21 protein-coding genes are annotated in these 23,804 nt (G+C 60.5%); 6 read left to right on the top strand and 15 right to left on the bottom strand.

Features of this window, described 5'->3' with window-relative positions; translation table 11 throughout:
- Window positions 1-24 precede the first annotated feature (24 nt).
- Genes AB3G88_RS05630 through AB3G88_RS05640 form a run of 3 tightly spaced genes read left to right on the top strand, consistent with a single transcriptional unit; the run spans window position 25 to window position 4,305 of the window.
- A complete protein-coding gene (locus AB3G88_RS05630) occupies window positions 25-1,149 on the top strand; it encodes a GNAT family N-acetyltransferase (RefSeq protein WP_099583502.1) in 1,125 nt (374 codons plus the stop codon).
- Window positions 1,149-2,918 carry a sensor histidine kinase gene (locus AB3G88_RS05635; RefSeq protein WP_250925777.1) on the top strand — a complete coding sequence of 590 codons (1,770 nt, stop codon included), beginning with the start codon at window positions 1,149-1,151 and terminating at the stop codon, window positions 2,916-2,918. The genes AB3G88_RS05630 and AB3G88_RS05635 overlap by 1 nt, the downstream gene beginning before the upstream one ends.
- The gene (locus tag AB3G88_RS05640) at window positions 2,908-4,305 is read left to right on the top strand and encodes a sigma-54-dependent transcriptional regulator (protein ID WP_099583500.1); all 1,398 of its coding nucleotides are present in this window, start codon (window positions 2,908-2,910) and stop codon (window positions 4,303-4,305) included. The genes AB3G88_RS05635 and AB3G88_RS05640 overlap by 11 nt, the downstream gene beginning before the upstream one ends.
- 123 nt (window positions 4,306-4,428) lie before the next feature.
- Here AB3G88_RS05640 and AB3G88_RS05645 read toward each other — a convergent pair whose 3' ends face one another.
- The 11 genes from AB3G88_RS05645 to AB3G88_RS05695 all read right to left on the bottom strand — a co-directional run bounded on the left by AB3G88_RS05645 (window position 4,429) and on the right by AB3G88_RS05695 (window position 16,778).
- Window positions 4,429-4,767 carry a GlpM family protein gene (locus AB3G88_RS05645; protein WP_099583499.1) on the bottom strand — a complete coding sequence of 113 codons (339 nt, stop codon included), beginning with the start codon at window positions 4,765-4,767 and terminating at the stop codon, window positions 4,429-4,431.
- The gene (gene aauR / locus AB3G88_RS05650) at window positions 4,767-6,104 is read right to left on the bottom strand and encodes a two-component response regulator AauR (protein WP_112193741.1); all 1,338 of its coding nucleotides are present in this window, start codon (window positions 6,102-6,104) and stop codon (window positions 4,767-4,769) included. Before aauR ends, AB3G88_RS05645 begins: the two co-directional genes overlap by 1 nt.
- The gene (gene aauS / locus AB3G88_RS05655; RefSeq protein ID WP_112193742.1) at window positions 6,101-8,002 is read right to left on the bottom strand and encodes a two-component sensor histidine kinase AauS; all 1,902 of its coding nucleotides are present in this window, start codon (window positions 8,000-8,002) and stop codon (window positions 6,101-6,103) included. Before aauS ends, aauR begins: the two co-directional genes overlap by 4 nt.
- Window positions 8,003-8,111: 109 nt before the next feature.
- On the bottom strand, window positions 8,112-8,846 hold the full coding sequence (locus tag AB3G88_RS05660; protein ID WP_049709764.1) for an amino acid ABC transporter ATP-binding protein: 735 nt from the start codon (window positions 8,844-8,846) through the stop codon (window positions 8,112-8,114).
- Complete coding sequence (locus AB3G88_RS05665; protein WP_158878448.1) at window positions 8,843-9,514, bottom strand: amino acid ABC transporter permease; 672 nt, start codon at window positions 9,512-9,514, stop codon at window positions 8,843-8,845. Before AB3G88_RS05665 ends, AB3G88_RS05660 begins: the two co-directional genes overlap by 4 nt.
- Window positions 9,514-10,260: an amino acid ABC transporter permease gene (locus AB3G88_RS05670; RefSeq protein WP_024073702.1), complete on the bottom strand. Its 747-nt coding sequence runs from the start codon at window positions 10,258-10,260 to the stop codon at window positions 9,514-9,516. Before AB3G88_RS05670 ends, AB3G88_RS05665 begins: the two co-directional genes overlap by 1 nt.
- Window positions 10,261-10,454: 194 nt before the next feature.
- Window positions 10,455-11,381: a glutamate/aspartate ABC transporter substrate-binding protein gene (locus AB3G88_RS05675; protein ID WP_099583495.1), complete on the bottom strand. Its 927-nt coding sequence runs from the start codon at window positions 11,379-11,381 to the stop codon at window positions 10,455-10,457.
- 314 nt (window positions 11,382-11,695) lie between these two features.
- Complete coding sequence (gene glpD, locus AB3G88_RS05680; protein ID WP_112193744.1) at window positions 11,696-13,234, bottom strand: glycerol-3-phosphate dehydrogenase; 1,539 nt, start codon at window positions 13,232-13,234, stop codon at window positions 11,696-11,698.
- Window positions 13,235-13,497: 263 nt separating this feature from the next.
- Complete coding sequence (locus AB3G88_RS05685) at window positions 13,498-14,253, bottom strand: DeoR/GlpR family transcriptional regulator (RefSeq protein WP_017526345.1); 756 nt, start codon at window positions 14,251-14,253, stop codon at window positions 13,498-13,500.
- Window positions 14,254-14,336: 83 nt separating this feature from the next.
- On the bottom strand, window positions 14,337-15,842 hold the full coding sequence (gene glpK / locus AB3G88_RS05690) for a glycerol kinase GlpK (RefSeq protein WP_017137034.1): 1,506 nt from the start codon (window positions 15,840-15,842) through the stop codon (window positions 14,337-14,339).
- Between the two features lie 81 nt (window positions 15,843-15,923).
- Window positions 15,924-16,778, bottom strand: coding sequence for an MIP/aquaporin family protein (locus tag AB3G88_RS05695; RefSeq protein ID WP_480453463.1), 855 nt, complete (start codon window positions 16,776-16,778; stop codon window positions 15,924-15,926).
- Window positions 16,779-17,105: 327 nt separating this feature from the next.
- Here AB3G88_RS05695 and ybaK point away from each other — a divergent pair, with 327 nt between their 5' ends.
- Window positions 17,106-17,576 carry a Cys-tRNA(Pro) deacylase gene (gene ybaK / locus AB3G88_RS05700; protein WP_112193748.1) on the top strand — a complete coding sequence of 157 codons (471 nt, stop codon included), beginning with the start codon at window positions 17,106-17,108 and terminating at the stop codon, window positions 17,574-17,576.
- A 67-nt stretch (window positions 17,577-17,643) separates the two neighbouring features.
- On the opposite strand, the gene AB3G88_RS05705 is transcribed toward ybaK, so the two are convergent.
- Both AB3G88_RS05705 and argF read right to left on the bottom strand, forming a co-directional pair.
- On the bottom strand, window positions 17,644-18,750 hold the full coding sequence (locus tag AB3G88_RS05705) for an ABC transporter ATP-binding protein (RefSeq protein WP_099583491.1): 1,107 nt from the start codon (window positions 18,748-18,750) through the stop codon (window positions 17,644-17,646).
- Entirely contained in the window at window positions 18,747-19,667 is a 921-nt protein-coding gene (gene argF / locus AB3G88_RS05710; protein WP_099583490.1) for an ornithine carbamoyltransferase, read from the bottom strand. Before argF ends, AB3G88_RS05705 begins: the two co-directional genes overlap by 4 nt.
- Before the next feature lie 433 nt (window positions 19,668-20,100).
- Between argF and AB3G88_RS05715 the strand changes: the two genes are divergently transcribed.
- Both AB3G88_RS05715 and grxD read left to right on the top strand, forming a co-directional pair.
- Window positions 20,101-22,209 carry a molybdopterin oxidoreductase family protein gene (locus AB3G88_RS05715; protein ID WP_480453464.1) on the top strand — a complete coding sequence of 703 codons (2,109 nt, stop codon included), beginning with the start codon at window positions 20,101-20,103 and terminating at the stop codon, window positions 22,207-22,209.
- 77 nt (window positions 22,210-22,286) lie between these two features.
- A complete protein-coding gene (gene grxD, locus AB3G88_RS05720; protein WP_099583488.1) occupies window positions 22,287-22,613 on the top strand; it encodes a Grx4 family monothiol glutaredoxin in 327 nt (108 codons plus the stop codon).
- A gap of 67 nt (window positions 22,614-22,680) precedes the next feature.
- Here grxD and bfr read toward each other — a convergent pair whose 3' ends face one another.
- Window positions 22,681-23,151: a bacterioferritin gene (bfr, locus tag AB3G88_RS05725; protein WP_017526353.1), complete on the bottom strand. Its 471-nt coding sequence runs from the start codon at window positions 23,149-23,151 to the stop codon at window positions 22,681-22,683.
- Between the two features lie 201 nt (window positions 23,152-23,352).
- Window positions 23,353-23,571 carry a bacterioferritin-associated ferredoxin gene (locus AB3G88_RS05730; protein ID WP_010564137.1) on the bottom strand — a complete coding sequence of 73 codons (219 nt, stop codon included), beginning with the start codon at window positions 23,569-23,571 and terminating at the stop codon, window positions 23,353-23,355.
- Window positions 23,572-23,804 lie beyond the last annotated feature (233 nt).

Consider the following 23,804-nt stretch of genomic DNA (forward strand, 5'->3'; position numbering starts at 1 on the left):
CAACAACTCCAACTGGAAGCCAATGTGATCACCACCCAAGCCTTCCCCACCATCCGGGCCCTCCAGCGCAGTGCATGGAACGATTGTTTTCCGGGTGCCCTGGAGGACTGGGACTATTACGTCGCCGTGGAAAACGCCGCCATCGATGATTTCCAATGGCGCTACCTGGCGGTTTACGAAGATGGAACCCTGGTGGCGGTCGCGCCCGCGTTCATCACCCATTACCGCCTCGATACCACGGTGTCCGGCGCCGGCAAGCGCTTGACCGAACGCCTGGAGCGGCTGTGGCCCGGCGTCTTGCAGTTGGGGCTGTACGCCATCGGCTCGCCGGTGGCCGAGCGCTGTGATGCCGGGTTTGCCAGCCACGTGCCCGAGTCGCGCCGCCCGCTGTTGCTCAAGCATGTGCTGCAAGCCGCGCGCCACGACGCCGATGATTTCGGCATCGGCCTGTTGGCGGTCAAGGACGCACCGAGCAACGATCCGCACTGGGTCGACAGCTGCCGCGCCGCCGGTTTCCAGGCCATGCCGAGCCTGCCCACAGGCGTATTGCCGCTGCCCTATGGTTCGGTGGACGCCTACCTCGGCTCGCTGGGCAAATCCACGCGCAAGGACCTGCGCCGCAAACTGCGCGCGCCGGGGCCTCGGGTGGAATGGCGGCGCAATATCGACGACGTGCTGCCTGAGGTCATGCGCCTGTACGAAGCCACGCTGACACGGGCCGAGTTGCAGTTCGAACGCCTGCCTGCGAGCTACTTCACCGGTGTGCTCGAACGCCTTGAGTCGCGCGCGGTGTGTGCGCTTTACTGGGTGGACGAGCAGTTGGTGGCGTTCAACCTGATGCTGGTGGACGAGCACCGGCTGGTGGATAAGTTTTTCGGGCATGACGTGGCGTTTACCCGTGACTACAACCTGTATTTCCGCAGTTGGCTGACCAACGTCGACTACTGTATTGAGCACAAGATTGCGCTGTACGAGTGCGGCCAGGCCGGGTATGCCAGTAAGCTGCGCCTGGGCTGCGAGTTCCAGGGCAACAGCGTGTTCTTCCGGCATCGCAACCGGCTGGTCAACGGCCTGCTCAAGTTGGTAAAACTGTTTATTCGACCGGATCGTTCCGACCCTGCCATGGCTGCTGCGATAAGCGAAACCTGATGATCACCAAGACCCGCCAGAAAGCCCGCCCCTTTGCCATTTCGCGCTGGAGCGTCCAGCGCAAGCTGGTGCTGGCGTTCTGGTTGGTCAGCGTGGTTCCCACCATGATCGCGGCGGAACTGGCCGCTAGCACGCTGTCGCAGATTTTCGACAGTAACGTGCGCATTTGGCTGCAAGAGTCGACCAAGATCGTCAAGGACGAGATCGGCGACATCCTTCACGACAACGCGCGCATGGCCAAGCTGTTCCTGCGCTACATCAGCCCGCCGGACAACAAGCAAGCCGCCCGACACGACCGGCTGACGGCCGACATTGCTGATGCCACGGACATCGACGTGGTGGCGCTGATCCGCGCCAGTGATCGAAAAGTGGTGTTCACCACCGCCGCCGATGACATCGTGCAGCAGATCAGCCTGGCCAAGAATACGGTGCTGCAAACGGTCAAGGTGGGCGGGGCCACCACCGGTATCGTGGTCTCCACCTTCGAGACCAGCCGGGACGGCGTCGACTACCTGCTGCTGGTCGGCACCTACCTGGACAGCAGTTTCCTGACCAGCGTGGCCGATGTGCATTCCCTCGACCTGCGCCTGTACCTGGCCAACCCGGAGGGGTTCTCGGAAATCTTCTCGACCCAGCGCTTTGAGGATCACCCGTCGCGCATCCCCAAGACTGTCGAAACCGCCATGCGCGCCACTCGCCAGCCCAGCGAGCAGTTCACCAATAACTACAGCGGTTTGTACTGGCCGATCTTCAACGATGCCGGCGATTTGCAAGGCGTGATCTTCAGCGGTCTGCTGCGCCATAGCAGCCTGATGGGGCTGGTCAACCAGAGCAACCTGTTCGTGCTGATTTTCCTGGTCAGCTCGGCGCTGTCGCTGGCGGCGGGGGTGCTGGTGTCGCGGCGCCTGACCCGGCCGCTGCGGGATTTGTCCGAAGGCGTGGGGGCGGTGATCTCGGGCAATTACACGCACCGCGTGGCGGTCAGCGGCGGCGATGAGCTGGCGCAGTTGAGCAGCACCTTCAACCATATGACCGAGCGCCTTGGCGAGTTGCATCACCTTGAGGCCCAACTGCGCCGACGTGACCGCCTGCACGCGTTGGGTGAAGTCGCCATGGGCCTCGCCCACGAGATCCGCAACCCGCTGGGCATCATCAAGACCGCCACCCAGTTGTTGCACCGCCGCGCCGACCTGCCGGACACCGACAAGCGTCACCTGGAATACGTGATCAGTGAAGTCAGCCGCATCAACGACCTGATCACCGAGTTCCTCGACTTCGCCAAGCCCAACCCGCCGCTACGGGTGGTGCAGCCGGTGCGTGCGCTGGTGGAGGAGATCCTCGGCTTCTGCGCGCCGGAACTGGCGACACATAACATTGATACGCAGATCGACGACCAGGCACCGGGCGCGACGATCTACGCGGATGCCAAGCAGCTTAAACAGGCGTGCCTCAACCTTATTCTCAACGCCATCGACGCGATGCCCGACGGCGGGCGCCTGACGCTGGGGATTCGCACGGTGAACGACCACACCGTTATCAGCATTGCCGATACCGGCCAGGGCATTGCAGCAGAGATGGTCGAGCGCATCTTTACGCCATTCGTGACCACCAAGGCCTCAGGTACCGGCCTGGGCCTGGCCAAAGTCTATTCGATCATGGAAAGTCACGACGGCAGCATCGAATGCGCCAGCGAGAAAGATGCCGGCGCCACCTTCAGCCTGTACATTCCGGCGATGGGCGAAGACGACGAGGACAGTCATGACGCATAACATTCTGGTGGTCGACGACGAACCCAAGCTCTGTGACCTGCTGGCGTCGGCCCTGAGTCAGAACGGCATCCAGGTATTTATCGCCGGTAACGGCCTGCATGCGCTCAAGGTGCTGGAGCAGGAAGACATTGACCTGGTGATCAGCGACTGGCGTATGCCAGGCATGGACGGGCCGGCGCTGCTGGCGGAGATCAAGGTGCGCTACCCCCACGTGCCGGTGATCGTGATGACCGCCTACAGCACGGTGAAAAACGCGGTGCAGTCGATGCGCAACGGCGCCTATGACTACATCGCCAAGCCGTTCGATATCGATGAGCTGGACATCACCGTCAGCAAGGCGTTGCAGTTTCGCGACATCATGCGCGACAACGCACGCCTGCGCGCCGAGCTGGATGAGCATGCGCAGTTCGACAGCCTGGTGGGCGACAGCCCGGCGTTTCGCACGGTGTTGCAAGCGGTGGACTCGGTACGTGACAGCAGCGCCACCATCCTGCTGACCGGCGAAAGCGGCACCGGCAAGGAAATGGTCGCCCGTGCCATCCACAAGCACGGCAGCCGTGCCGACAAACCTTTCGTGGCGGTCAACTGCGCGGCGATCCCGGAAGGGTTGCTGGAAAGCGAAATGTTCGGTCACCGCAAGGGCGCGTTCACTGGCGCAGTCGCGGACCGGGTAGGGCGCTTCATGCAGGCCGACAAAGGCACGCTGTTCCTTGATGAAGTCGGCGATATGCCTTTGGCGTTGCAGGCCAAGATCCTGCGCGCCTTGCAGGAGCGGGTCATCGAGCCGGTGGGCGACCCTCGCGAACGCAAAGTCGACGTGCGGGTGATCGCGGCCACCAACAAGAACCTGCTGGAAGCGGTAGCCAATAAGGAGTTTCGCGAAGACCTGTATTACCGCCTCAACGTGTTCCCGATCCCGTTACCGGCCCTGCGCGAGCGCGTGGAAGACATCGCCCCGCTGGCGCGTCACTTCGCCCACAGCCTCAGCGCCACCGCCGGCAAACGCATCACCGGCTTCAGCCCCGAGGCGTTGCAGGCCATGGCGGCGTATCACTGGCCGGGCAATATCCGCGAGCTGCAAAACTGCGTGGAGCGCGCGACCATCGTGGCGGCGTCGCCGGTGATCGAGGATATAGATTTGCCGGGGTATCTGTTTGCGTCGAAGCCGGGCGAGGGCGGCGTGACGGCGATCCTCAGCGATGGACCGGGGATTCCCCAGGACCTGGACGCGGCGCTGGCGGAGGTGGAGAAGGCCTACATACTGGCGGCGTTGCACGAGAGCAACGGGGTGCAGGCTGCGGCGGCGGCGAAGATCGGGATCTCTGAACGCAGTTTCTGGTATCGCCTCAAGAAGCTGGGCATTCAAGTCGACAAAATAGTCCGCTGACCCAACCGGGATAAAAAATGTGGGAGGGGGCTTGCCCCCGATGGCAGTGGGTCAGTTAAAGATAAGGTGACTGACACGCCGCTATCGGGGGCGAGCCCCCTCCCACATTTTGACTGTGGTGTGTCAGGTGTGGAGGCGCACCCAGACGCTGACCAGCACCGTCGCCGCCATCAACCACGCTACCGCCGCCAAGGCCAATGACGCCTCCAACCGCATCCGGTCCACCAGCACATACAACGTCGCCAAATACACAAAGTATGGAATGATCGACCACATCCCGAACAGGATGGTGGTCTTCAAATCCTCCACCGAACGGCCCTTGCCGACGATGTAATGGGCGATCAGCGCAAAGGTTGGAAACAGCGGCACCAACCCCGCGATGTAATAGTTCTTGGTCTTGGCGAGCGCCGCCAATATCAGCACCACCGCCGCGCCAAGGGCGGCCTTCAGGAACAGATCCATCAGTGACTCAACCCGTATTTCTTGACCTTGTCGAACAGCGTGGTCTTGGCCATCCCCAGCTCCTGGCTGGCCTGGGTCAGGTTGCCACCGCTGCGTTGCAGGGCGTCGCTGAGCAGGTTGCGTTCAAACGCTTCCACCGCCTCGGTGAAGGCCACGCCCTGGTTGCCGCTGCCGGCGCCGCTCTTCTTGAAGGCGGGCAGGCCGAGGGCGAAGCGTTCGGCGACGTTGCGCAGTTCACGCACGTTGCCGGGCCAGTCGTGGCTCATCAGGCTCGACAAGGTCTGGTTGTCCAGCTCCGGCACGCTGCGGTCGAAGCGCAGGGACGACTGCTGCAGGAAGTGTTCGAACAGTTGCAGGATGTCTTCCCGGCGCTCGCGTAAAGGCGGCAGTTCCAGGGTGACCACGTTGAGGCGGTAGTACAGGTCACTGCGGAACTGGCTGGCGCGGCTCAGTTCGTCGAGGTCGGACTTGGTGGCGGCGATCACTCGGCAATCCACCGCCACGCTCTGGTTCGAACCCAGGCGTTCCAGGGTGCGTTCCTGCAAGACCCGCAGCAATTTGATCTGCAGGTTGATCGGCATGCTTTCCACTTCATCGAGGAACAGCGTGCCTTCATGGGCGTGTTCGATCTTGCCGATACGCCGCTTGCCGGCGCCGGTGAAGGCGTTGGCTTCGTGGCCGAAAATCTCGCTTTCGAACAGGTTTTCGGGCAGGCCGCCGCAGTTGAGCGCGACGAACTGGTGCGAGTGACGCCGGCTGAAATCATGCAGGCAGCGGGCGACCAGCTCCTTGCCGGTGCCGGTCTCGCCTTCGATCAGCACGTTGGCCGAGGTGTCGGCGACGTTGGCGATCAGCTCGCGCAGGTTCTGCATGGCCGGGGAGCGGCCGATGATGCGGCCTTCCAGGGAGTCGCGTTCGGCCAACTGACGGCGCAGTGACCAGACTTCCCGCGCCAGTGCGCGTTGCTCCAGGGCACGCCGGGCGACATCCACGAGGCGTTCGGGAGAGAAGGGCTTTTCCATGAAGTCGTACGCGCCGTTGCGCATGGCGCCGACGGCCATGGAAATATCGCCGTGCCCGGTAATCAGCACCACCGGCAGGCTTTTATCCAGGGCCTTGAGGCGGGTCAGCAGCTCCAGGCCGTCGATGCCCGGCAGGCGGATGTCGCTGATCACGATGCCCGCGAAGTTCTCGCCGATGCGCTTCAACGCCTCTTCGGCACTGCCTACGCCGACGCTGGGAATATCTTCCAGCGCCAGCGCCTGCTGGCAGCCGAGCAGCACATGGGGGTCGTCTTCGACGATCAGCACGGTGAGGTCTTGAGGATCAATATTCATGTCGACTCAGCTTTTTGAGCGCCCACCAATGGCAGGCTCAGGACAAAGGCAGTACCACCACTGGCCGGGTGTTCCACGGCGAGGTTGCCGCCGGTGGCCGCCGCGAGGCTGGCGGACAGGGTCAGGCCCAGGCCCAGGCCTTGCTCGCCCGGCTTGGTGGTGAAGAACGGTTCGAACAAATGCTTGCGCGCCTCGGCGTCGATGCCGTGGCCGTTGTCGCGCACATACAGGCGGTATTTGCCTTCGGCAACGCTGCCTTCCAGCCACAGTTCAGGGGTGGGTTGGGCCTGCATGGCGTCGAGGGCGTTACCGATCAGGTTGACCAGGATCTGCTCCAGGCGCGTCTGGTCGATCTGCAGTTGGGCCGCTGCGAAGTCGCGGTGCACCGTCAGTGCCAGGCTGTCCAGGCGTGCGCCCAGTACCTGGAACGCGGCGTCCACCGCCTTGGCGAGGTTGGCTTCGCCCTGGTCATCACCGCGCCGGGCAAAGGAGCGCAGGCTAGCGGTGATGCGCCCCATGCGGTCGATCAGTTCGTTGATGGTCTTGAGGTTGGCGCTGGCGGTATCCAGGGCGCCGCGCTCCAGGAAGCGCACAGTGTTGCCGGACAAGGTGCGCAACGCCGCCAGCGGTTGGTTCAATTCGTGGGCGATGCTGGTGGACATCTGGCCGATGGCCGCCAGTTTGCCGGCCTGCACCAGCTCATCCTGGGCGCGACGCAGGGTCTCTTCGGCCTGACGCCGTTCGCGGATCTGGCCCTTGAGCCGTTCGTTGCTGGCGCGCAGGTCGGCGGTGCGTTCGGCAATCCGACGTTCCAACTGGCTGTTGGCTTCCTGCAGCGCTTCACGCGCGGCGAGGCGGGTGGCGATGACCTTGCGCCGCTCGTTCCAGGCGATCAGCAGGAAAGCCACCAGACCAAAGGCCACAGCCACCAGGATGCCCTGGTTGATCGCTGCGCGGCGCAGGTCATTGAGCGGGGTGAGCAGGGTGAAATTCCACGGCGTGTCGTAGAGCGGGCGGGTTTGCGCCAGGTAGCTGACTTCGTGTTCGTCGTTGACCACTTCGCTGTTGGCCGGGAAGGTCAGTTTTTCGGTGCCTTCGTTCAGGCGTTCACGGGCCAGCGGTTCCAGCTCGTTCAGTGTTGCCCAGTAATATTGCAGGCTGTGGGCCAGGCGATCCTTGGTCTCATCGCTCAGCGGGCGCACGGCCTTGAGGCGGCGCGCCGGGTCGCTGGAGAGAATGATGATGCCGTTCTCGTCGCTGACGAACGCTTCCAGGCGCGCACGTTGCCAGCGTTCTTCCAGGGCTTCGAGACGCACCTTGACCACTGCGACGCCGATGATCTTGCCGTGCTCTTCCAGGCCGTGGGCCAGGTAATAGCCGGGCTCGCCGTTGGTGCTGCCGATGCCGTAGAAACGTCCGGGCTGGCCACGCACGGCGTTCTGGAAATAGGCGCGGAAGGACAGGTCTTCGCCCTGATAACTGTCGGCATCGCGCCAGTTACTGGTGGCCAGTACCCGGCCGGTGGTGTCCATCACATAAATGGCCCGACTGCGACTGCGTCGGTTCAGGCCTTCGAGGTAATCGTTGACGCTTTTACGGGTTTCCTGGCTCGGGTCGGCGAGCAACTGCGAGACGCTGGTCTCCAGCTCCAGCAGGCTGGGCAGGTAGGTGTATTTGCTGAGTTCACTTTCGACGGTGCGGGCATGCAGCTCCAACTGGCGTTCGCCGGTGTCGCTGAGGGTGCGGATGCCGTAGTACTCGCTGATCCAGAAGCCGATATAACCCAGGCCGATCATCAGGGCGACGATCAACGGCGGCAGGAACAGTTGGCGAATCAGACGAGGCTTCACGGCAAGTGATGGCGGTGCGGCGCGAAATTGGTTGGGGTCGCATTTCATCACAGATGCCTTGGGTCAACCAGAGCTTACCGGCCTGCGCGATCCAATGTGGGAGAGGGCAAGCCCCTCCCACATTGGCCATGTTCCTACAGTGGCAGCTGTGTAGGGCTTAGTGCTGCAGGATTTTCTCAAGGAAGTGCTGTGCACGCTCGGAGCGGGCGCTGATGTCGCCGAAGAATTCTTCTTTCGGGCAGTCTTCGATGATCTTGCCGGCGTCCATGAAGATCACGCGGTCGGCGACTTTACGGGCGAAACCCATTTCGTGGGTCACGCACATCATGGTCATGCCTTCATGGGCCAGTTGCACCATCACGTCCAGCACTTCGTTGACCATTTCCGGGTCCAGGGCCGAGGTCGGTTCGTCGAACAGCATGACGATCGGGTCCATGGCCAGGGCGCGGGCAATCGCCACACGTTGCTGTTGGCCACCGGAGAGTTGGCCGGGGTGCTTGTGGGCGTGCGCCGACAGGCCGACGCGCTCCAGCAGTTGCAGGCCTTTCTTGGTGGCTTCTTCCTTGCTGCGGCCCAGCACCTTGATCTGCGCGATGGTCAGGTTTTCGGTGATGGTCAGGTGCGGGAACAGTTCGAAGTGCTGGAACACCATGCCCACGCGCGAGCGCAATTTCGGCAGGTTGGTCTTCGGGTCGGCGATGGAGGTGCCGTCGACCACGATGTCGCCCTTCTGGAAGGGTTCCAGCGCGTTGACGCACTTGATCAGCGTGGACTTACCCGAGCCCGAAGGCCCGCACACCACGATCACTTCGCCTTTTTTGACATCAGTGCTGCAATCGGTCAGCACCTGGAAGTCGCCATACCACTTGTTGATGTTCTTGATAGAGATCATACGGCAAACCTTTTTTGCAGACGCTTGACCAGCAGCGAGGCGGAAAAGCTGATGATGAAGTAGACGACACCGGCAAAGATCAGGAACTCATTGGAGCGGCCGATGATGTCGCCGTTGGAGCGGGCGGAGTTGAGGAAGTCCACCAGGCCCACGGTGTAGACCAGCGAGGTGTCCTGGAACAGGATGATGCTCTGTTGCAGCAGCAACGGGGTCATCTTGCGGAACGCCTGGGGCAGGATGATCAGGCGCATGGTCTGGCCATAGGTCATGCCCATCGCTTGTGCTGCGCCCATCTGGCCCTTGGGGATCGACTGCACGCCGGCCCGCACGATCTCACAGAAGTACGCGGCTTCGAACATCATGAAGGCCACGACGCAGGAGGTGAACGCACCGATCGGGGTGTCTTCGCCGGTGATCCAGCGCAACACGAACGGCACCGCCAGGTAGAACCAGGTGATCACCAGCAGCAGCGGGATCGAGCGGAAGTAGTTCACGTAGGCGCCGGCCACGCGCGACAGCAGTTTGCTGGACGACAGGCGCATCAGCGCCAGGATCGTCCCCAGTGCGATGCCGCCGATCACGCCCATGACCATCAACTGCAGGGTCATGACCATGCCGTTCCACAGGCCCGGGATGGCGGGGATGATGCCGCTGAAATCGAGTTCCATTATTTACCCCCCACGGAGATCAGGCCGGGCACCGCGACTTTCTTCTCGACCACACGCATCAGCAGCATAAGGCTCATGTTCAGGGTGAAGTAGATCAGCGTAGCCAGGGTGAAGGCTTCAAACAGGTTGGCCGAGAATTCGGCGGTCTGCTTGGTTTGCGCCAGCAGTTCCATCAAGCCGATCAAGGACGCCACGGAGGAGTTCTTGAACACGTTGAGGAATTCCGAGGTAAGCGGCGGAATGATGATGCGGTAGGCCTGGGGCAGCAGCACGTTCCAGTAGATCTGCGGCAGCTTGAAGCCCATGGCGCGCGCAGCGGCCTCTTGGCCCCGTGGCAGCGCCTGGATGCCGGTGCGCACTTGCTCACACACACGGGCAGCGGTGAACAGGCCCAGGCACACGACGACGCTCAGGTAGGCCGAGGTGGTCGGGTTGAGGTCCTGTTTGTACCAGTCCTGCAGGTTTTGCGGCAGCAGGTCGGGTATCAGGAAATACCAGATGAACAGCTGAACCAGCAGCGGCACGTTACGAAACAGTTCCACGTAGCAGGTCGCGATGCCCGATACGAGGCGGTTTGGCACCGTGCGCATGACCCCCAGAATGGAGCCCAGCAGCAAGGCGATAATCCACGCCACGACAGCGATGGCAATGGTCCAGCCCAGGCCGGCGATGTACCAGTCGAGATAAGTCTCGCTGCCCACGCCGGTGGACTTGAAGAACACGCCCCAGTCCCAGTTGTAATTCATTAGGGTCTCCCCTCGAAGTCGATCGATGTACAAGCACCCGCTTGGGGAAGATCCATTCCCACCTGACGATGAACGCCAGGCACACGCGATCGGCTCGAAAACCGCCAGGTCGAGTGTTCCAAGTTAAAGCCAGCAGGTAATTACAGACGCCTGAGGGAGGGTTGGCTCCCTCAGGACATAAGCTTAGTCAGGTATCAGATTTTTACTTCTGGCGCTGGTTTGTCGCTAGGGTTAGCGATCAGATCCTTGACTTTGTCGCTCATCGGGAAGTTCAGGTTCAGGCCTTTCGGTGGGATCGGGCTTTCGAACCATTTGGCGTAGATCTTGTTGATCTCGCCGGACTTGTACAGGGCGACAATGGCGTCATCCACGGCTTTCTTGAAGTCCGGGTCGCCTTTGCGAACCATGCAGGCGTAGGCTTCGAAAGACTGCGGAGTACCGGTGATGACCCAATCATCCGGCTTCTTGGCCTTGGCTTCTTCGCCGGCCAGCAGGGCGTCGTCCATCATGAACGCAACGGCGCGGCCGCTTTCGAGCATCTGGAAGGATTCGCCGTGGTCTTTGGCGGAGATGACGTTCATGCCCATCTGCTTGTCGGCGTTCATCGCTTTGATGATGCGCTCGGACGTGGTGCCGGCGGTGGTCACGACGTTCTTGCCTTTGAGGTCAGCGAAGTCAGCGTAGGAAGGCTTGCCTTCCTTGTCTTTCTTGACCAGCAGGCGGGTGCCGATTTCGAAGATGTTGACGGTGAAGTCGACTTGCTGGGCGCGCTCGGTGTTGTTGGTGGTGGAGCCGCACTCAAGGTCCGCAGTGCCGTTCTGGATCAGCGGGATACGGGTTTGCGAGGTGACCAGGTTGTACTTGGTCTTCAGGTCGGGCTTGTTCAGGTCTTTTTTCAGTTGCTCAACGACAGCCACTTGAATGTCGTGGGAGTAACCAACGGGTTTGCCCGAACCATCCGCGATGTAGGAAAACGGAATGGAGCTGTCGCGGTGAGCGAGGGTGATGGTGCCGGAGTCGTTGATTTTCTTCAGTGTGCCGGTGAGTTCGGCGGCAAAAACTGGAGTGCTGATCAGAGCAGCAGCGATAGCTGCGCCCAGGATATGGGGAACGATGCGCATCAATACTTCCTCGACATTTGTTTTTTTTATGAAGCCAGTTAGACGGCTCTCTTGTACAGCGAATGCCCTTGACGGCTCCTGAGGCGTCCCAGGCAATCGTCCAAGAGTGTAGAGCATGAGTCGTGCCAGGCCAGGCGTAAAAGCTTAACTGGTTGATTTATATGGTTATTAACTTTGTGTGACGGTAAATATGTAACTGTTTAATCCGGCAAACCGACTAGGCCGGGGTGTCGCGTTCGGAAAACCGAATGATCTGGCCAACATAAAAAAGCCCCTGGGCCTCACGGCGCAGGGGCTTTTGTACGATGCGTCTGTCAGGCCGCCTGGATCTTGCTGCGGTTCTGCTCAACCTGGGACAGATAGCGTTGCAGGTTGTCCTGCTCTTGCGGGGTGGTGAACAGGCCAAGCTTGGTGCGGCGCCACAGCACGTCCTGCGGTTGGGTCACCCATTCTTCAGCACACAGGTAGTCGACTTCGCGGGTATACAGGCCGCCACCCAGGTGGTCGCCGAGGTCGGCCAGCGATTGCACGCCCTCCAGCAGGCGCCAGCTGCGGCTGCCGTAGGTGGTGGACCAGCGGCGTGCGATTTCGCTTGGCACCCAGTCGAATTTGCTGCGAATCGCTTCGGCCAGCGCTTCTGGCGTGGTCATGTGTTCGCCGCCCGGCAGGCTGGCCTTGGCGGTCCAGCTCGGGCGCATCTGGGTGAAGTACGGGGCCAATTGCGCCATCGCCGACTCGGCAAGCTTGCGATAGGTGGTCAGCTTGCCGCCAAACACCGATAGGATCGGCGCCTCGCCCGAACCACCAGACAGTGACAAGGTGTAGTCGCGGGTGATGGCCGATGGGTTATCCGACTCGTCGTTGCACAGCGGGCGTACGCCTGAGTAGGTGTGGACGATGTCATCGCGGCTCAGTTGCTTCTTGAAGTGTGCGTTGACCACCTTGAGCATGTAGTCGGTTTCACCTTCGGTGATCGCCACTTTCGCCGGGTCGCCGGTGTATTCGCGGTCAGTGGTGCCGATGATGGTCAGGTGGTTCAGGTACGGAATGGTAAAAACGATGCGTTGGTCTTCGTTCTGCAGGATGTGCGCGTGGGCGCCCTCGTACAGTTTCGGCACGATCAGGTGGCTGCCCTGGATCAGGCGGATGCCGTAGGGCGAATCCAGCTTCAGGTCGTCCTTGATGAATTTGGCGACCCACGGGCCAGCGGCATTCACCAGCGCGCGGGCGCGGATCGAGAAGAGGCTGCCATCGGCGCGTTCCATGTTCATGTCCCACATGCCGTTGCTGCGGTGTGCGCTGATGCAACGGGTCTGGGTGTGGATGTGCGCGCCTTTTTCACGGGCGGCCATGGCGTTGAGTACGACCAGGCGGGCGTCATCGACCCAGCAGTCGGAATACTCGAAACCCTTGGTGATCTCGCTTTTCAACGGGCTGTCGGCGCCGAACTTGAGGCTTTTGGAGCCGGCGAGCTTTTCACGCTTGCCCAGGTGGTCGTACAGGAACAGGCCTGCGCGGATCATCCACGCCGGGCGCAGATGCGGGCGGTGCGGCAATACAAAGCGCATCTGCTTGACGATGTGCGGGGCCTTGGCCAGCAGCACTTCACGTTCGGCCAGCGCTTCACGCACCAAGCGGAATTCGTAATGCTCCAGGTAGCGCAGGCCACCGTGGATCAGCTTGCTGCTGGCGGAGGAGGTGTGGCTGGCCAGGTCGTCCTTTTCGCAAAGGAACACCGACAAACCGCGACCGGCTGCGTCCGCTGCTATGCCGACGCCGTTGATCCCGCCGCCGATCACGGCAACGTCATAGATTTCGGCAAGCGGTGGGGCAGGCAAGGTGGAAGGGTTCATCGGCTGGCCTCGCGATTTTTTCGTCTTTGAATTCGAACATTAATGTTCATTTGCGAAAATGGTAGCTGATAAACGCGGGCACAGCCACCCGACTTTGATTGAAAAAACTCATCAAAGGGTAGGGAAAGGAAGAATTGTGAACATGATTCCTGGAGGGGGGGTCGGATAGATCGCCATCGGGGGCAAGCCCCCTCCCACATTTTGATCGGTGTGCACATTCAAAGGTGGGAGGGGGCTTGCCCCCGATGGCGGTGTTGCAGGCGCTACACGACTTCCAGCCGAACCTTATGCTCATTGAGCAACTGCACCAACGCCGGCACCGGCTGCTGGTCGGTCACCAAACAGTCCACCAGGCTGATCGGCCCCAGGCGAATCATGGCGTTGCGCCCGAATTTGCTGGAGTCGGCCGCCAGGATCACCTGGCGCGCATTGGCGATGATCGCTTGGGAAACCCTGACTTCCTGGTAATCGAAATCCAGCAGGCTGCCGTCTTCATCAATGCCGCTGATACCGACCAAGGCAAAATCGACCTTGAACTGGTTGATGAAGTCCACGCTGGCCTGGCCCACCACGCCGCCGTCACGCCTTACGTTACCGCCGGTCAGCAGCACGTCGAAGTCATCCTTGGCGCTGAGCATGGTGGCGACGTTGAGGTTGTTGGTGATGATTTTCAGGTGGTTGTGATTGAGCAGCGCACGGGCGATGGACTCGGTCGTGGTGCCGATATTGATGAACAGCGAGGCGTGATCGGGGATTTGCGCGGCGATGGCTTCGCCGATGCGCTGTTTCTCGTCGCGCATCTGGTCGGCACGCATGGCGTACGCGGTGTTTTCAACGCTGGAGTCATAGGCTGCGCCGCCGTGGTAGCGGCGCAGCAGATTGGCGTCCGCCAGCTGGTTGATATCGCGGCGGATGGTTTGCGGGGTGACAACGAACAACTGCGCCATTTCCTCGATACTCACGTAGCCGCGTTCGCGGACCAGTTCGAGGATTTGTTGTTGGCGGGGAGGCAGATTCATGGGGCGTCCTTTGGGCTGCCATACAAAAGTGGCCCATGATGACGCAGGAATCTGCTCCCGACCAGTTACAACCGGCGCTTGGCTTATTCGGCGCCTTCGTGCGGTTCCCAATCGCGGGTGCGGCTGACGGCTTTTTGCCAGCCGGCGTAGAGTTTCTCTTTGGCCGCTTCATCCAGCTGTGGTTCGAATTCGCGCTCAATCACCGCCTTGCCACGCAACTCGTCCAGGCTGCCCCAGAAACCACAGGCCAGGCCTGCCAGGTAGGCGGCGCCCAATGCCGTGGTCTCGCGCATTTGCGGGCGCTCGACCTGGGTACCGAGGATGTCGGCCTGGAACTGCATCAGGAAGTTGTTGGCGACCGCGCCGCCGTCCACACGCAGGGCTTTGAGGCGTTCGCCGGAGTCCTGCTGCATGGCGTCGAGAACGTCGCGGGTCTGGTAGGCAATCGACTCCAGGGCTGCACGAATAATGTGATCCACGCGTACGCCACGGGTCAGGCCGAACAGCGCGCCACGGGCGTAGGGGTCCCAGTACGGAGCGCCCAGGCCGGTGAAGGCTGGGACCAGATACACACCATTGCTGTCCTTGACCTTGCCGGCGAAGTATTCGGTGTCGGTGGCGTCGGCGATGATCTTCAGTTCATCGCGCAGCCACTGCACGGTGGAGCCACCGTTGAAGACCGCGCCTTCCAGGGCGTAAGCCACTTCGCCACGCGGGCCGCAGGCGATGGTGGTCAACATGCCGTGCTTGGATTTCACCGCTTTGTCGCCGGTGTTCATCAGCAGGAAGCAGCCGGTGCCGTAGGTGTTCTTGGCCTGGCCGGCTTCCACGCACATCTGGCCGAACAGCGCCGCTTGCTGGTCACCGGCAATACCGCCAATGGCAATGCCGCTTTTGGTGCGGCCATAGATTTCCGAGGAGGATTTCACTTCCGGCAGCATTTCGCGCGGAACGTCGAGGATCTCCAGCATCTTCGCGTCCCACTCCAACGTGTGGATGTTGAAGAGCATGGTGCGTGACGCGTTGGTGTAATCGGTGACGTGGGTCTTGCCGCCGGTAAATTTCCAGATCAGCCAGCTGTCCACGGTGCCGAACAGCAGCTCGCCGTTGCGTGCGCGCTCGCGGCTGCCTTCGACGTTATCGAGGATCCACTTGAGCTTGGTGCCGGAGAAGTACGGGTCGGTGACCAGGCCGGTGGTGTCGCTGATGTACTGTTCGTGGCCGTCACGCTTGAGCTGCTGGCAGATCTCGGTGCTGCGGCGACATTGCCAGACGATGGCGTTGTAGATCGGGCGGCCGGTGATTTTGTCCCACACCACGGTGGTTTCACGCTGGTTAGTGATACCGATGGCGGCGACCTGGTCATGGTGCAGACCAGCCTGGGCCAGGGCTTCGACCATGACCGCGCTCTGGGTGGCGAAGATTTCCATCGGATCGTGTTCGACCCAGCCAGCTTGCGGGTAGTGCTGAGCGAATTCACGCTGGGCGGTGCAGACCACGTTAGCGTCACGATCAAAGATGATCGCCCGCGAACTGGTGGTGCCCTGATCAAGGGCAATGATGTAGTTCTTATTCTGAATGTCGGTCATGTCGATTGCCTTGGACGAGAAATAAGGGAGTGGATCAACAGCCTGGGCCACTAAAAGGGCAGTAGGGACCAGGCGGTCTTATCAGGAAATACGGGTTTCGCCAGTGACGGCGGTGTCTTGGGTTTCAGCTAAAGCAGGTGCGGCGCTCGGCAGATGACGGGCAATCAGCCCGCGATAGGCCGCAGCACCCAGGCATGCGCCGACAATCGGCGCGAAAACGGGTACGAGGAAGTAAGGAATATCGCGCCCGCCAGTAAAGGCCATTTCACCCCAACCCGCGAAAAAGGTCATTAGCTTGGGCCCGAAATCCCGCGCCGGGTTCATCGCAAAGCCGGTCAACGGCCCCATGGCACTGCCAATTACTGCAATCAGCAGGCCGATCAGCAGCGGAGCCAACGGGCCGCGTGGCAAGCCATTGTTGTCATCGGTCAGGGCCATGATCACGCCCATCAGGATGGCGGTGATGACCATTTCCACCAGGAACGCCTGTGCAGTACTCAGCAGGGCATGTGGATACGTGGAGAACACTGAGGCCAATTCCAGGCTGGCCTGCGTACCGCGCACCAGATGGTGGGTTTGTTCGTAATCGAAAAACAGATTGCTGTAGAGCGTGTACACCAGCGCAGCGGAGCAGAACGCGCCGGCCACTTGGGCAAGGATATAGAAAGGCAGTTTGCGCTTTTCGAAATCGGCGAAAAGGCACAGGGCGATGCTGACGGCTGGATTGAGGTGAGCCCCGGAAATACCGGCGCTCAGGTAGATCGCCATGCTGACGCCGATCCCCCAGATAATGCTGATTTCCCACAGACCAAAGCTGGCACCCGCGACCTTGAGCGCAGCGACACATCCTGTACCGAAGAAGATCAGAAGCGCAGTCCCCAGGAATTCGGCCATGCATTGGCTCGAAAGTGAAGGCTGTTGAAGAGCAGTTGTCATGGAAAACCTCGATTGTTGTTCTTGTCTGGCGCACCGCCTCAACGGACGGTTGCGCGATTTTCACCGTGACGAGGATCCCCATCCAAGGCACGGCTTACTGCTGGAGCGCTGTAGGAACATTCGTACAGTGTTCGTAAGCGAAAAAATATAGACAAGAATGACCGCTGTCAAAGGTCGAAAGTGAACGGTCGGTCACTTTCTAACTATGGGTTTGATGAATGATCATGCTTGCTCCATGGACTATCGGCTGGAGAGAGGTGCGCACTAGAGCGTTTTACGTGGGCTTGGCCTAGAATTGGCCATCTGTTAGCCACCGCCGGAGACGTCATGACCCCCGCATTGGATTTGTTGAAAAAAGTTCGCGCCGAACATCGCATCCACAGTTATGAACACGATCCCAAGGCCGCTTCCTATGGTCTGGAAGCCGCAGAGAAATTGAGCCTAGACCCGGCGCAGGTGTTCAAGACCTTATTGGCCAGCAGTGAAAAGGGCGAATTATTGGTGGCGGTGGTGCCGGTCGTCGGAAGTCTGGACTTGAAAGCCTTGGCGCAGGCGGCGGGGGTGAAAAAAGTAGAAATGGCCGACCCGGCTGCGGCCCAGCGTTCTACCGGCTACCTGTTGGGCGGCATCAGCCCGCTGGGGCAGAAGAAGCGTCTGCGCACATTTATCGATGTGACGGCGCAGCCGTTTGCAACGATTTTTGTCAGTGCGGGGAGAAGGGGGCTGGAGGTGGAGCTGTCGGCGCAGGTGCTGGCTGAACACACCCAGGCCAAGTTCGCGCCGATTGGCAGGGAGTAATCTCAGGCTCCGGTGAACTCCAATGTGGGAGGGGGCAAGCTCCCTCCCACATGTGTTCTCTGTGTTTTCAGGTCGGGCTGTGGCGTCGTACGCCGGATTCGGCTTGAGGGATCTGCGCGGCAACGCTGCCCGAGGCCTGAAACAGCACCAGATGTTCAGCCGCCACGCGAATCCCCACATCCGCCCCTACCTGATGATCGGCATGGCTGGGGAAAATCGATTCCAATTGCGCGCCAGTCGGCAGTTGCAAGCGGTACAAGGTCGATGCGCCGAGGAACGTCTTGCCGACGATCCGTGCTTTCAACGCGCTGTCCGGCGCATAGACGATGTCATCCGGGCGCAGCAGCACATCTACCGCGCCACCGGTCGGCCAGGTGTAGGCGCGATTGCCGCGCAGGTCACCCAGTTCGGTGCTGACGGATTCGGGCGAGCTCAGTTGGCCACGAATGAAATAACCCTGGCCGATAAAGCTCGCGACGTAAGGTGTCTGCGGTTCGTGGTAGAGGTTGTAGGGCGTGTCCCACTGCTCCAGCCGGCCTTCCTTGAACACACCCACTTGATCGCTGACGGCGAAGGCTTCTTCCTGATCATGGGTGACCAGGATCGCACTGGTGCCGCGTGCCTTGAGGATGTCGCGCACCTCATGGCTGAGCTTGCGCCGCAGTTCGCCATCGAGGTTGGAGAAGGGTTCGTCCAGCAGCAGCAGTTGCGGCTCCGGGGCGAGGGCGCGGGCGAGGGCGACACGTTGCTGCTGGCCGCCGGACAGTTCGTGGGGGAAGCGCTTGCCCAGGTTCTTCAGGTTGACCAGCTCCAGCAGCTCGGCGACTACGCGGTCCTTTTGCGGATGCTTGCGGATACCGAACGCGATGTTGTCGGCCACGCTGAGGTGGGGAAACAGCGCGTAGTCCTGGAACACCATACCGATGCGACGTTTCTCCGGTGCCAGGGTAAAACCGGCACTGGAGATCACTTCGCCCGCCAGGCTGATTTCGCCTTCGTGCACTGGCTCAAAGCCTGCAATGGCACGCAAGGTGGTGGTTTTGCCGCAGCCCGAGGAACCGAGCAGGCAACCGATATCACCCGCGTTGAGGTGCAGATTGAGGTTCTGCACCACCCGTTGATCTTGATAGCCGCATGCCAGATTGCGCAGGTTCAGCAGAAGGGGCTGGCTCATGCGTGGTGGTACGACGGTGGGACGAGGAATTCGAGCAGGGCCTTCTGGGCGTGCAGACGGTTTTCGGCCTGGTCCCAGGCGACCGAACGCTCATCGTCAAGCAGGTCGAGGCTGATTTCTTCACCCCGGTGGGCGGGCAGGCAGTGCATGAACAGCACATCCGGCGCAGCCAGGTCGAGCAACGCGCGGTTCACCTGGAACGGTGCGAACAGGGCCAGGCGCTTGGCGGTTTCGTCTTCCTGGCCCATGGAGGTCCAGACGTCGGTGCTGACCAGATGCGCGCCGAGTACGGCTTCACGTGGGTCGCGCACGAGGGTGACGCGATCGCCAGCCAGCGCCAGGAAGCGCGCATCCGGCTCGTAGCCTTCCGGGCAGGCAATGCGCAGCTGGAAGTCGAACTGAATCGCCGCTTCTATATAGCTGTTGCACATGTTGTTGCCGTCGCCGATCCAGGCCACGGTTTTGCCTTGGATCGAGCCGCGATGTTCCAGGAACGTCTGCATGTCAGCCAGCAACTGGCAGGGGTGCAGGTCATCGGACAGGCCGTTGATCACCGGAACCCGTGAGTTGGCGGAAAATTCGGTAACGGTGCTATGGGCAAATGTGCGGATCATCACCGCATCGAGCATGCGCGACATGACACGGGCGCTGTCGGCGACTGGTTCGCCACGGCCCAATTGAGTGTCGCGCGAGGACAGAAAGATAGCTTGGCCACCCAACTGGATCATGCCGGCTTCAAAGGACACACGGGTGCGGGTCGACGACTTCTCGAAAATCATGCCGAGAACGCGGTTTTTCAAAGGCTCGAACAGTACGCCGCGGTTACGCAGGTCTTTAAGCTCAATGCCTCGACGGATCACGCTGACCAGCTCTTCGGGCGTGCAATCCATCAGGGAGAGAAAGTGCCTTGCGCTCATCATTAACTACCTTTTTGCAACAGACCGCAGATACTCAAAGCCTTGTTTATTGTGACAACGGGCGAGACCTGCGGCGAAAGCCGCACGGGGCGACGAAATAGGGGAAGGCGCGATATTGACATTAAATGTCGCGTCTTACCAATAGGGCTACGTTTTTAGGGGTGTTCAAGAAGGGCGCGAGAGCGCTTTTGAAGACGAATTCCTGACAGCAGCGGGCCATTTGTACACTGGCGTCGCAACCTTTTGCAATGCGCGGGGGCGGGCTTGGATCAGGCTGAGTCGGTTTCGGAGGCTGTGGGCGGGGTTTCGTAACATTTGCTCATGCTTGGTCATGGCTTGGCCTGATGGCCGGCGATTCACGGGACGAACGATACTGGCGCCCGTCATGGTCGCGGCTCATAGTCAGATCAAAGCCCCTATAAAGAGACTGGCCATGACCAAGACTCTCCACCACCGTGCTTGCCATCTGTGTGAAGCCATTTGTGGCCTGACCCTGGAAACCACCCAAGCCGAAGACGGCAGCCTGGCGATCACCTCGATCAAGGGCGACGCGCTGGACACGTTCAGTCGGGGTCACATCTGCCCCAAGGCAGTGGCGTTGCAGGATATTCAGAATGACCCGGATCGCCTCCACCAGCCCATGTTGCGGGTGGGCAGCGAATGGCAGCCGATCCCGTGGGACGAGGCCTTTGCGCTTGTAGCCGAGCGGCTGGCCGGCATCCAGGCCCGCCACGGGCAGAATGCGGTGGCGGTGTATCAGGGCAACCCCAGCGTGCACAACTATGGGCTGATGACCCACAGCAACTACTTCCTCGGCTTGCTCAAGACGCGCAATCGGTTTTCCGCGACCTCGGTGGATCAGTTGCCCCATCACCTCACCAGCCACCTGATGTACGGCCATGGCCTGCTGCTGCCGATCCCGGACATCGACCATACCGACTTTATGTTGATCCTGGGCGGCAACCCGCTGGCGTCCAACGGCAGCATCATGACGGTGCCGGATGTGGAGAAGCGCCTCAAGGCCATTCAGGCCAGGGGCGGCAAAGTCGTGGTGGTTGACCCTCGGCGCAGTGAGACGGCGGCCATGGCTGACCAGCATCTGTTCGTACGGCCGGGCGGCGATGCGGCGCTGTTGTTCGGCGTGCTCAACACCTTGTTTACCGAGGGCCTGACACGCACCAGCCATTTACCGGTGGAAGGTCTTGAGGACGTACGCCGTGCGATCGCTGAGTTTACTGCCGAGGCCATGAGCCGCCAGTGTGCGGTGCCCGCCGAGCAGATCCGCCAATTGGCGCGGGACTTTGCCGCCGCGGACAAGGCCGTGTGTTACGGACGCATGGGCGTGTCGACCCAGGCGTTTGGCACGCTGTGCCATTGGTTGGTGCAATTGATCAACCTGGTCACCGGCAATCTGGACCGGGTCGGCGGCGCTTTGTGCACCTCACCTGCGGTGGACCTGGTGGCGTCGACCGGTGGCGGGCATTTCAACCGCTGGCAGAGCCGGGTTTCCGGGCGTCCGGAGTACGGTGGCGAGTTGCCGGTGTCGGCGCTGGCTGAAGAAATGCTTACCGAAGGCGAAGGACAGATCCGCGCACTCATCACCGTGGCGGGCAATCCGGTGCTGTCGACGCCCAATGGTCGCCAGTTGGAGCAGGCGCTGGACGGGTTGGAGTTCATGGTCAGCGTCGACCTCTACATCAACGAAACGACGCGCTATGCCGATCTGATCCTGCCGTCCACCTCCGCGCTGGAAAACGATCACTACGACACCACCTTCAACATGTTTGCGGTGCGTAACGTCACCCGTTTCAACCGCGCGATCCTGCCCAAGCCTGCTGGGGCGTTGCATGACTGGGAAATTTTCGTCGGCCTGGCCACGGCCTTTGCGGCGCAGACGGGGGCGGTGCTTAAACCGACGATGCCGCCGGCCAAGATGATCGACTTTGGACTACGTGCCGGGGCGTACGGTGATGGGTCCAGTCGTAAGCTGTCGGTGGCGATGCTGGCCGATCATCCCCATGGTGTGGATCTGGGACCTTTGCAGCCCAATCTCGCTGCGCGACTGAAAACTGCAGATGGCACGGTGCAGGCTGCGCCAGCGGTGATTCTTGCTGACCTGGCGCGCTTCGCAGCGCAGCCGCTGCCTGGGCCTGGCGAACTGCTGCTGATCGGCCGTCGGCATGTGCGCAGCAATAACTCTTGGATGCATAACTATCATCGCTTGGTGAAGGGCAAGCCCCGGCATCAATTGTTGATGCATCCCGATGATCTGGCCAGCCGGCAACTGAGTGACGGTCAGCGGGTGCGCGTGAGTTCGCGCATCGGCATGATCGAGGTGCAAGTGCTGGCCAGCCCGGAGATGATGCCCGGTGTCGTCAGCCTGCCCCATGGCTGGGGCCATGGCCGACCAGGCGTGCAGATGAGCATTGCCAGTGCGCAACCGGGGGCGAGTGCGAATGATTTGACCGACGAACGGCAGTTGGATGAGTTATCGGGCAACGCTGCGCTCAATGGGGTTCCGGTCCAGGTAGCAGCCGCCTGAGCACCCGGCTGGAATTTTGCGTTACAATGCGCCACCGTGCCGACCTGTGAGTCGCAAAGTTCCAGCCGAGGTGTTCCATGGATATCATCGAAACGATCAAAGAGCAGATTGCCAACAACACCATTCTGCTTTACATGAAGGGCGCTCCGAACGCTCCTCAGTGCGGTTTCTCCGCGAAGGCGTCCCAGGCTGTGATGGCGTGCGGCGAGAAGTTCGCTTATGTGGATATCCTGCAAAACCCTGAAATCCGCGCCAACCTGCCAAAGTACGCCAACTGGCCGACCTTCCCGCAACTGTGGGTAGCCGGTGAGCTGGTTGGCGGTAGCGATATCATCACTGAAATGGCAGCTGATGGTTCGTTGCAGGCGCTGATCAAAGACGCAGCGGCAAAGACCGACGCCTGATTCGCCTGCAATAAAAAGCCCCGCTTCTCGTGAGAGAACGGGGCTTTTTTACGACTGCGAGAGCGGGTTATTCACCCATCTGCGATTGCAGGTAATTTTCCAGGGTGACCTTGTCGATCAGGCCCAGTTGGGTTTCCAGCCAGTCGATGTGCTCTTCCTGGTCTTCCAGGATATCTTCCAGCAGCTCGCGGCTGCCGAAGTCGCCCTGAGCTTCGCAGTGAGCGATGGCGGCCTTGAGGTCGCTGTGGCTCTTACGTTCAAAACCAAGGTCGCTGCCGATCATTTCCTGGGTGTGCTCGCCGATGTTCAGCTTACCCAGGTCCTGCACGTTCGGCAGGCCTTCGAGGAACAGGATGCGCTTGATCAGCGCGTCTGCGTCCTTCATCGCCTTGATGGATTCTTTGTATTCGCGCTTGCCGAGCTTTTCCAGGCCCCAGTCGTCATACATGCGCGCATGCAGGAAGTACTGATTGATCGCGACCAGTTCATTGGCAAGGATTTTGTTGAGTTGCTGGATGACTGAGATGTCGCCTTTCATGACTGGGGTCCTGCCCTGTAATAGCTGTATATAGGGCGGAGTTTGAGCGGCGAAAACCCTAGTGTCAAACCTAAGTTATTGAATAATAAATGAAAATTAATCGGAATAAGAATGTTTGTGTTCCGCGTCTTGACGCTAACTAATTGAATTACAGGCATAAAAAAACCGGACACTAAGTCCGGTTCTTTAAAACACGCTGTTTTAAGCGTGTGTAAATTCTGCTGAGTACGGGAGCGCGGCCTGGGCTGTCTGCAGCTGCGTCAGGGTTTCCCGAACCACTTGCTTGGCGAGGCAAGCACATTTGCCACATTGGCTGGCAACGCCGGTGGTTTCACGCACTTCCTTGTAGCTGCAGCAACCTTCATAGATTGCTTCGCGGATTTGTCCGTCGGTGACGCCAGTACACAGGCACACATACATAAGGGAGAACCGTCGCGGGTTAAGGCTTAAGTGCGATGGATCTTAATGTTAACGAGAATGATTGTCAAAGTAGATTCTGTCTTTCTCTGGTCAGAATGATTACCCGCTGACGAACGGTTTTTTCCCGAGCCGTGTATGATGGTCGGTCTTCACGAAGCGTGATCCCGTCACAGCGTTGTCGTTTACCCACGACACACTGGAAGGGATCCTTTTACTTCAAGTCACCCCCATCA

The organism is Pseudomonas arvensis (genome assembly GCF_056688935.1).

Excerpts from the sequence above, each read along its gene's own strand:
- AB3G88_RS05635 (WP_250925777.1), top strand. The coding sequence starts at position 1,149 with ATGATCACCAAGACCCGCCAGAAAGCCCGCCCCTTTGCCATTTCGCGC.
- AB3G88_RS05640 (WP_099583500.1), top strand. The coding sequence starts at position 2,908 with ATGACGCATAACATTCTGGTGGTCGACGACGAACCCAAGCTCTGTGAC.
- AB3G88_RS05645 (WP_099583499.1), bottom strand. The coding sequence starts at position 4,767 with ATGGATCTGTTCCTGAAGGCCGCCCTTGGCGCGGCGGTGGTGCTGATA.
- aauR (WP_112193741.1), bottom strand. The coding sequence starts at position 6,104 with ATGAATATTGATCCTCAAGACCTCACCGTGCTGATCGTCGAAGACGAC.
- aauS (WP_112193742.1), bottom strand. The coding sequence starts at position 8,002 with ATGAAATGCGACCCCAACCAATTTCGCGCCGCACCGCCATCACTTGCC.
- AB3G88_RS05660 (WP_049709764.1), bottom strand. The coding sequence starts at position 8,846 with ATGATCTCTATCAAGAACATCAACAAGTGGTATGGCGACTTCCAGGTG.
- AB3G88_RS05665 (WP_158878448.1), bottom strand. The coding sequence starts at position 9,514 with ATGGAACTCGATTTCAGCGGCATCATCCCCGCCATCCCGGGCCTGTGG.
- AB3G88_RS05670 (WP_024073702.1), bottom strand. The coding sequence starts at position 10,260 with ATGAATTACAACTGGGACTGGGGCGTGTTCTTCAAGTCCACCGGCGTG.
- AB3G88_RS05675 (WP_099583495.1), bottom strand. The coding sequence starts at position 11,381 with ATGCGCATCGTTCCCCATATCCTGGGCGCAGCTATCGCTGCTGCTCTG.
- glpD (WP_112193744.1), bottom strand. The coding sequence starts at position 13,234 with ATGAACCCTTCCACCTTGCCTGCCCCACCGCTTGCCGAAATCTATGAC.
- AB3G88_RS05685 (WP_017526345.1), bottom strand. The coding sequence starts at position 14,253 with ATGAATCTGCCTCCCCGCCAACAACAAATCCTCGAACTGGTCCGCGAA.
- glpK (WP_017137034.1), bottom strand. The coding sequence starts at position 15,842 with ATGACCGACATTCAGAATAAGAACTACATCATTGCCCTTGATCAGGGC.
- AB3G88_RS05695 (WP_480453463.1), bottom strand. The coding sequence starts at position 16,778 with ATGACAACTGCTCTTCAACAGCCTTCACTTTCGAGCCAATGCATGGCC.
- ybaK (WP_112193748.1), top strand. The coding sequence starts at position 17,106 with ATGACCCCCGCATTGGATTTGTTGAAAAAAGTTCGCGCCGAACATCGC.
- AB3G88_RS05705 (WP_099583491.1), bottom strand. The coding sequence starts at position 18,750 with ATGAGCCAGCCCCTTCTGCTGAACCTGCGCAATCTGGCATGCGGCTAT.
- argF (WP_099583490.1), bottom strand. The coding sequence starts at position 19,667 with ATGAGCGCAAGGCACTTTCTCTCCCTGATGGATTGCACGCCCGAAGAG.
- AB3G88_RS05715 (WP_480453464.1), top strand. The coding sequence starts at position 20,101 with ATGACCAAGACTCTCCACCACCGTGCTTGCCATCTGTGTGAAGCCATT.
- grxD (WP_099583488.1), top strand. The coding sequence starts at position 22,287 with ATGGATATCATCGAAACGATCAAAGAGCAGATTGCCAACAACACCATT.
- bfr (WP_017526353.1), bottom strand. The coding sequence starts at position 23,151 with ATGAAAGGCGACATCTCAGTCATCCAGCAACTCAACAAAATCCTTGCC.
- AB3G88_RS05730 (WP_010564137.1), bottom strand. The coding sequence starts at position 23,571 with ATGTATGTGTGCCTGTGTACTGGCGTCACCGACGGACAAATCCGCGAA.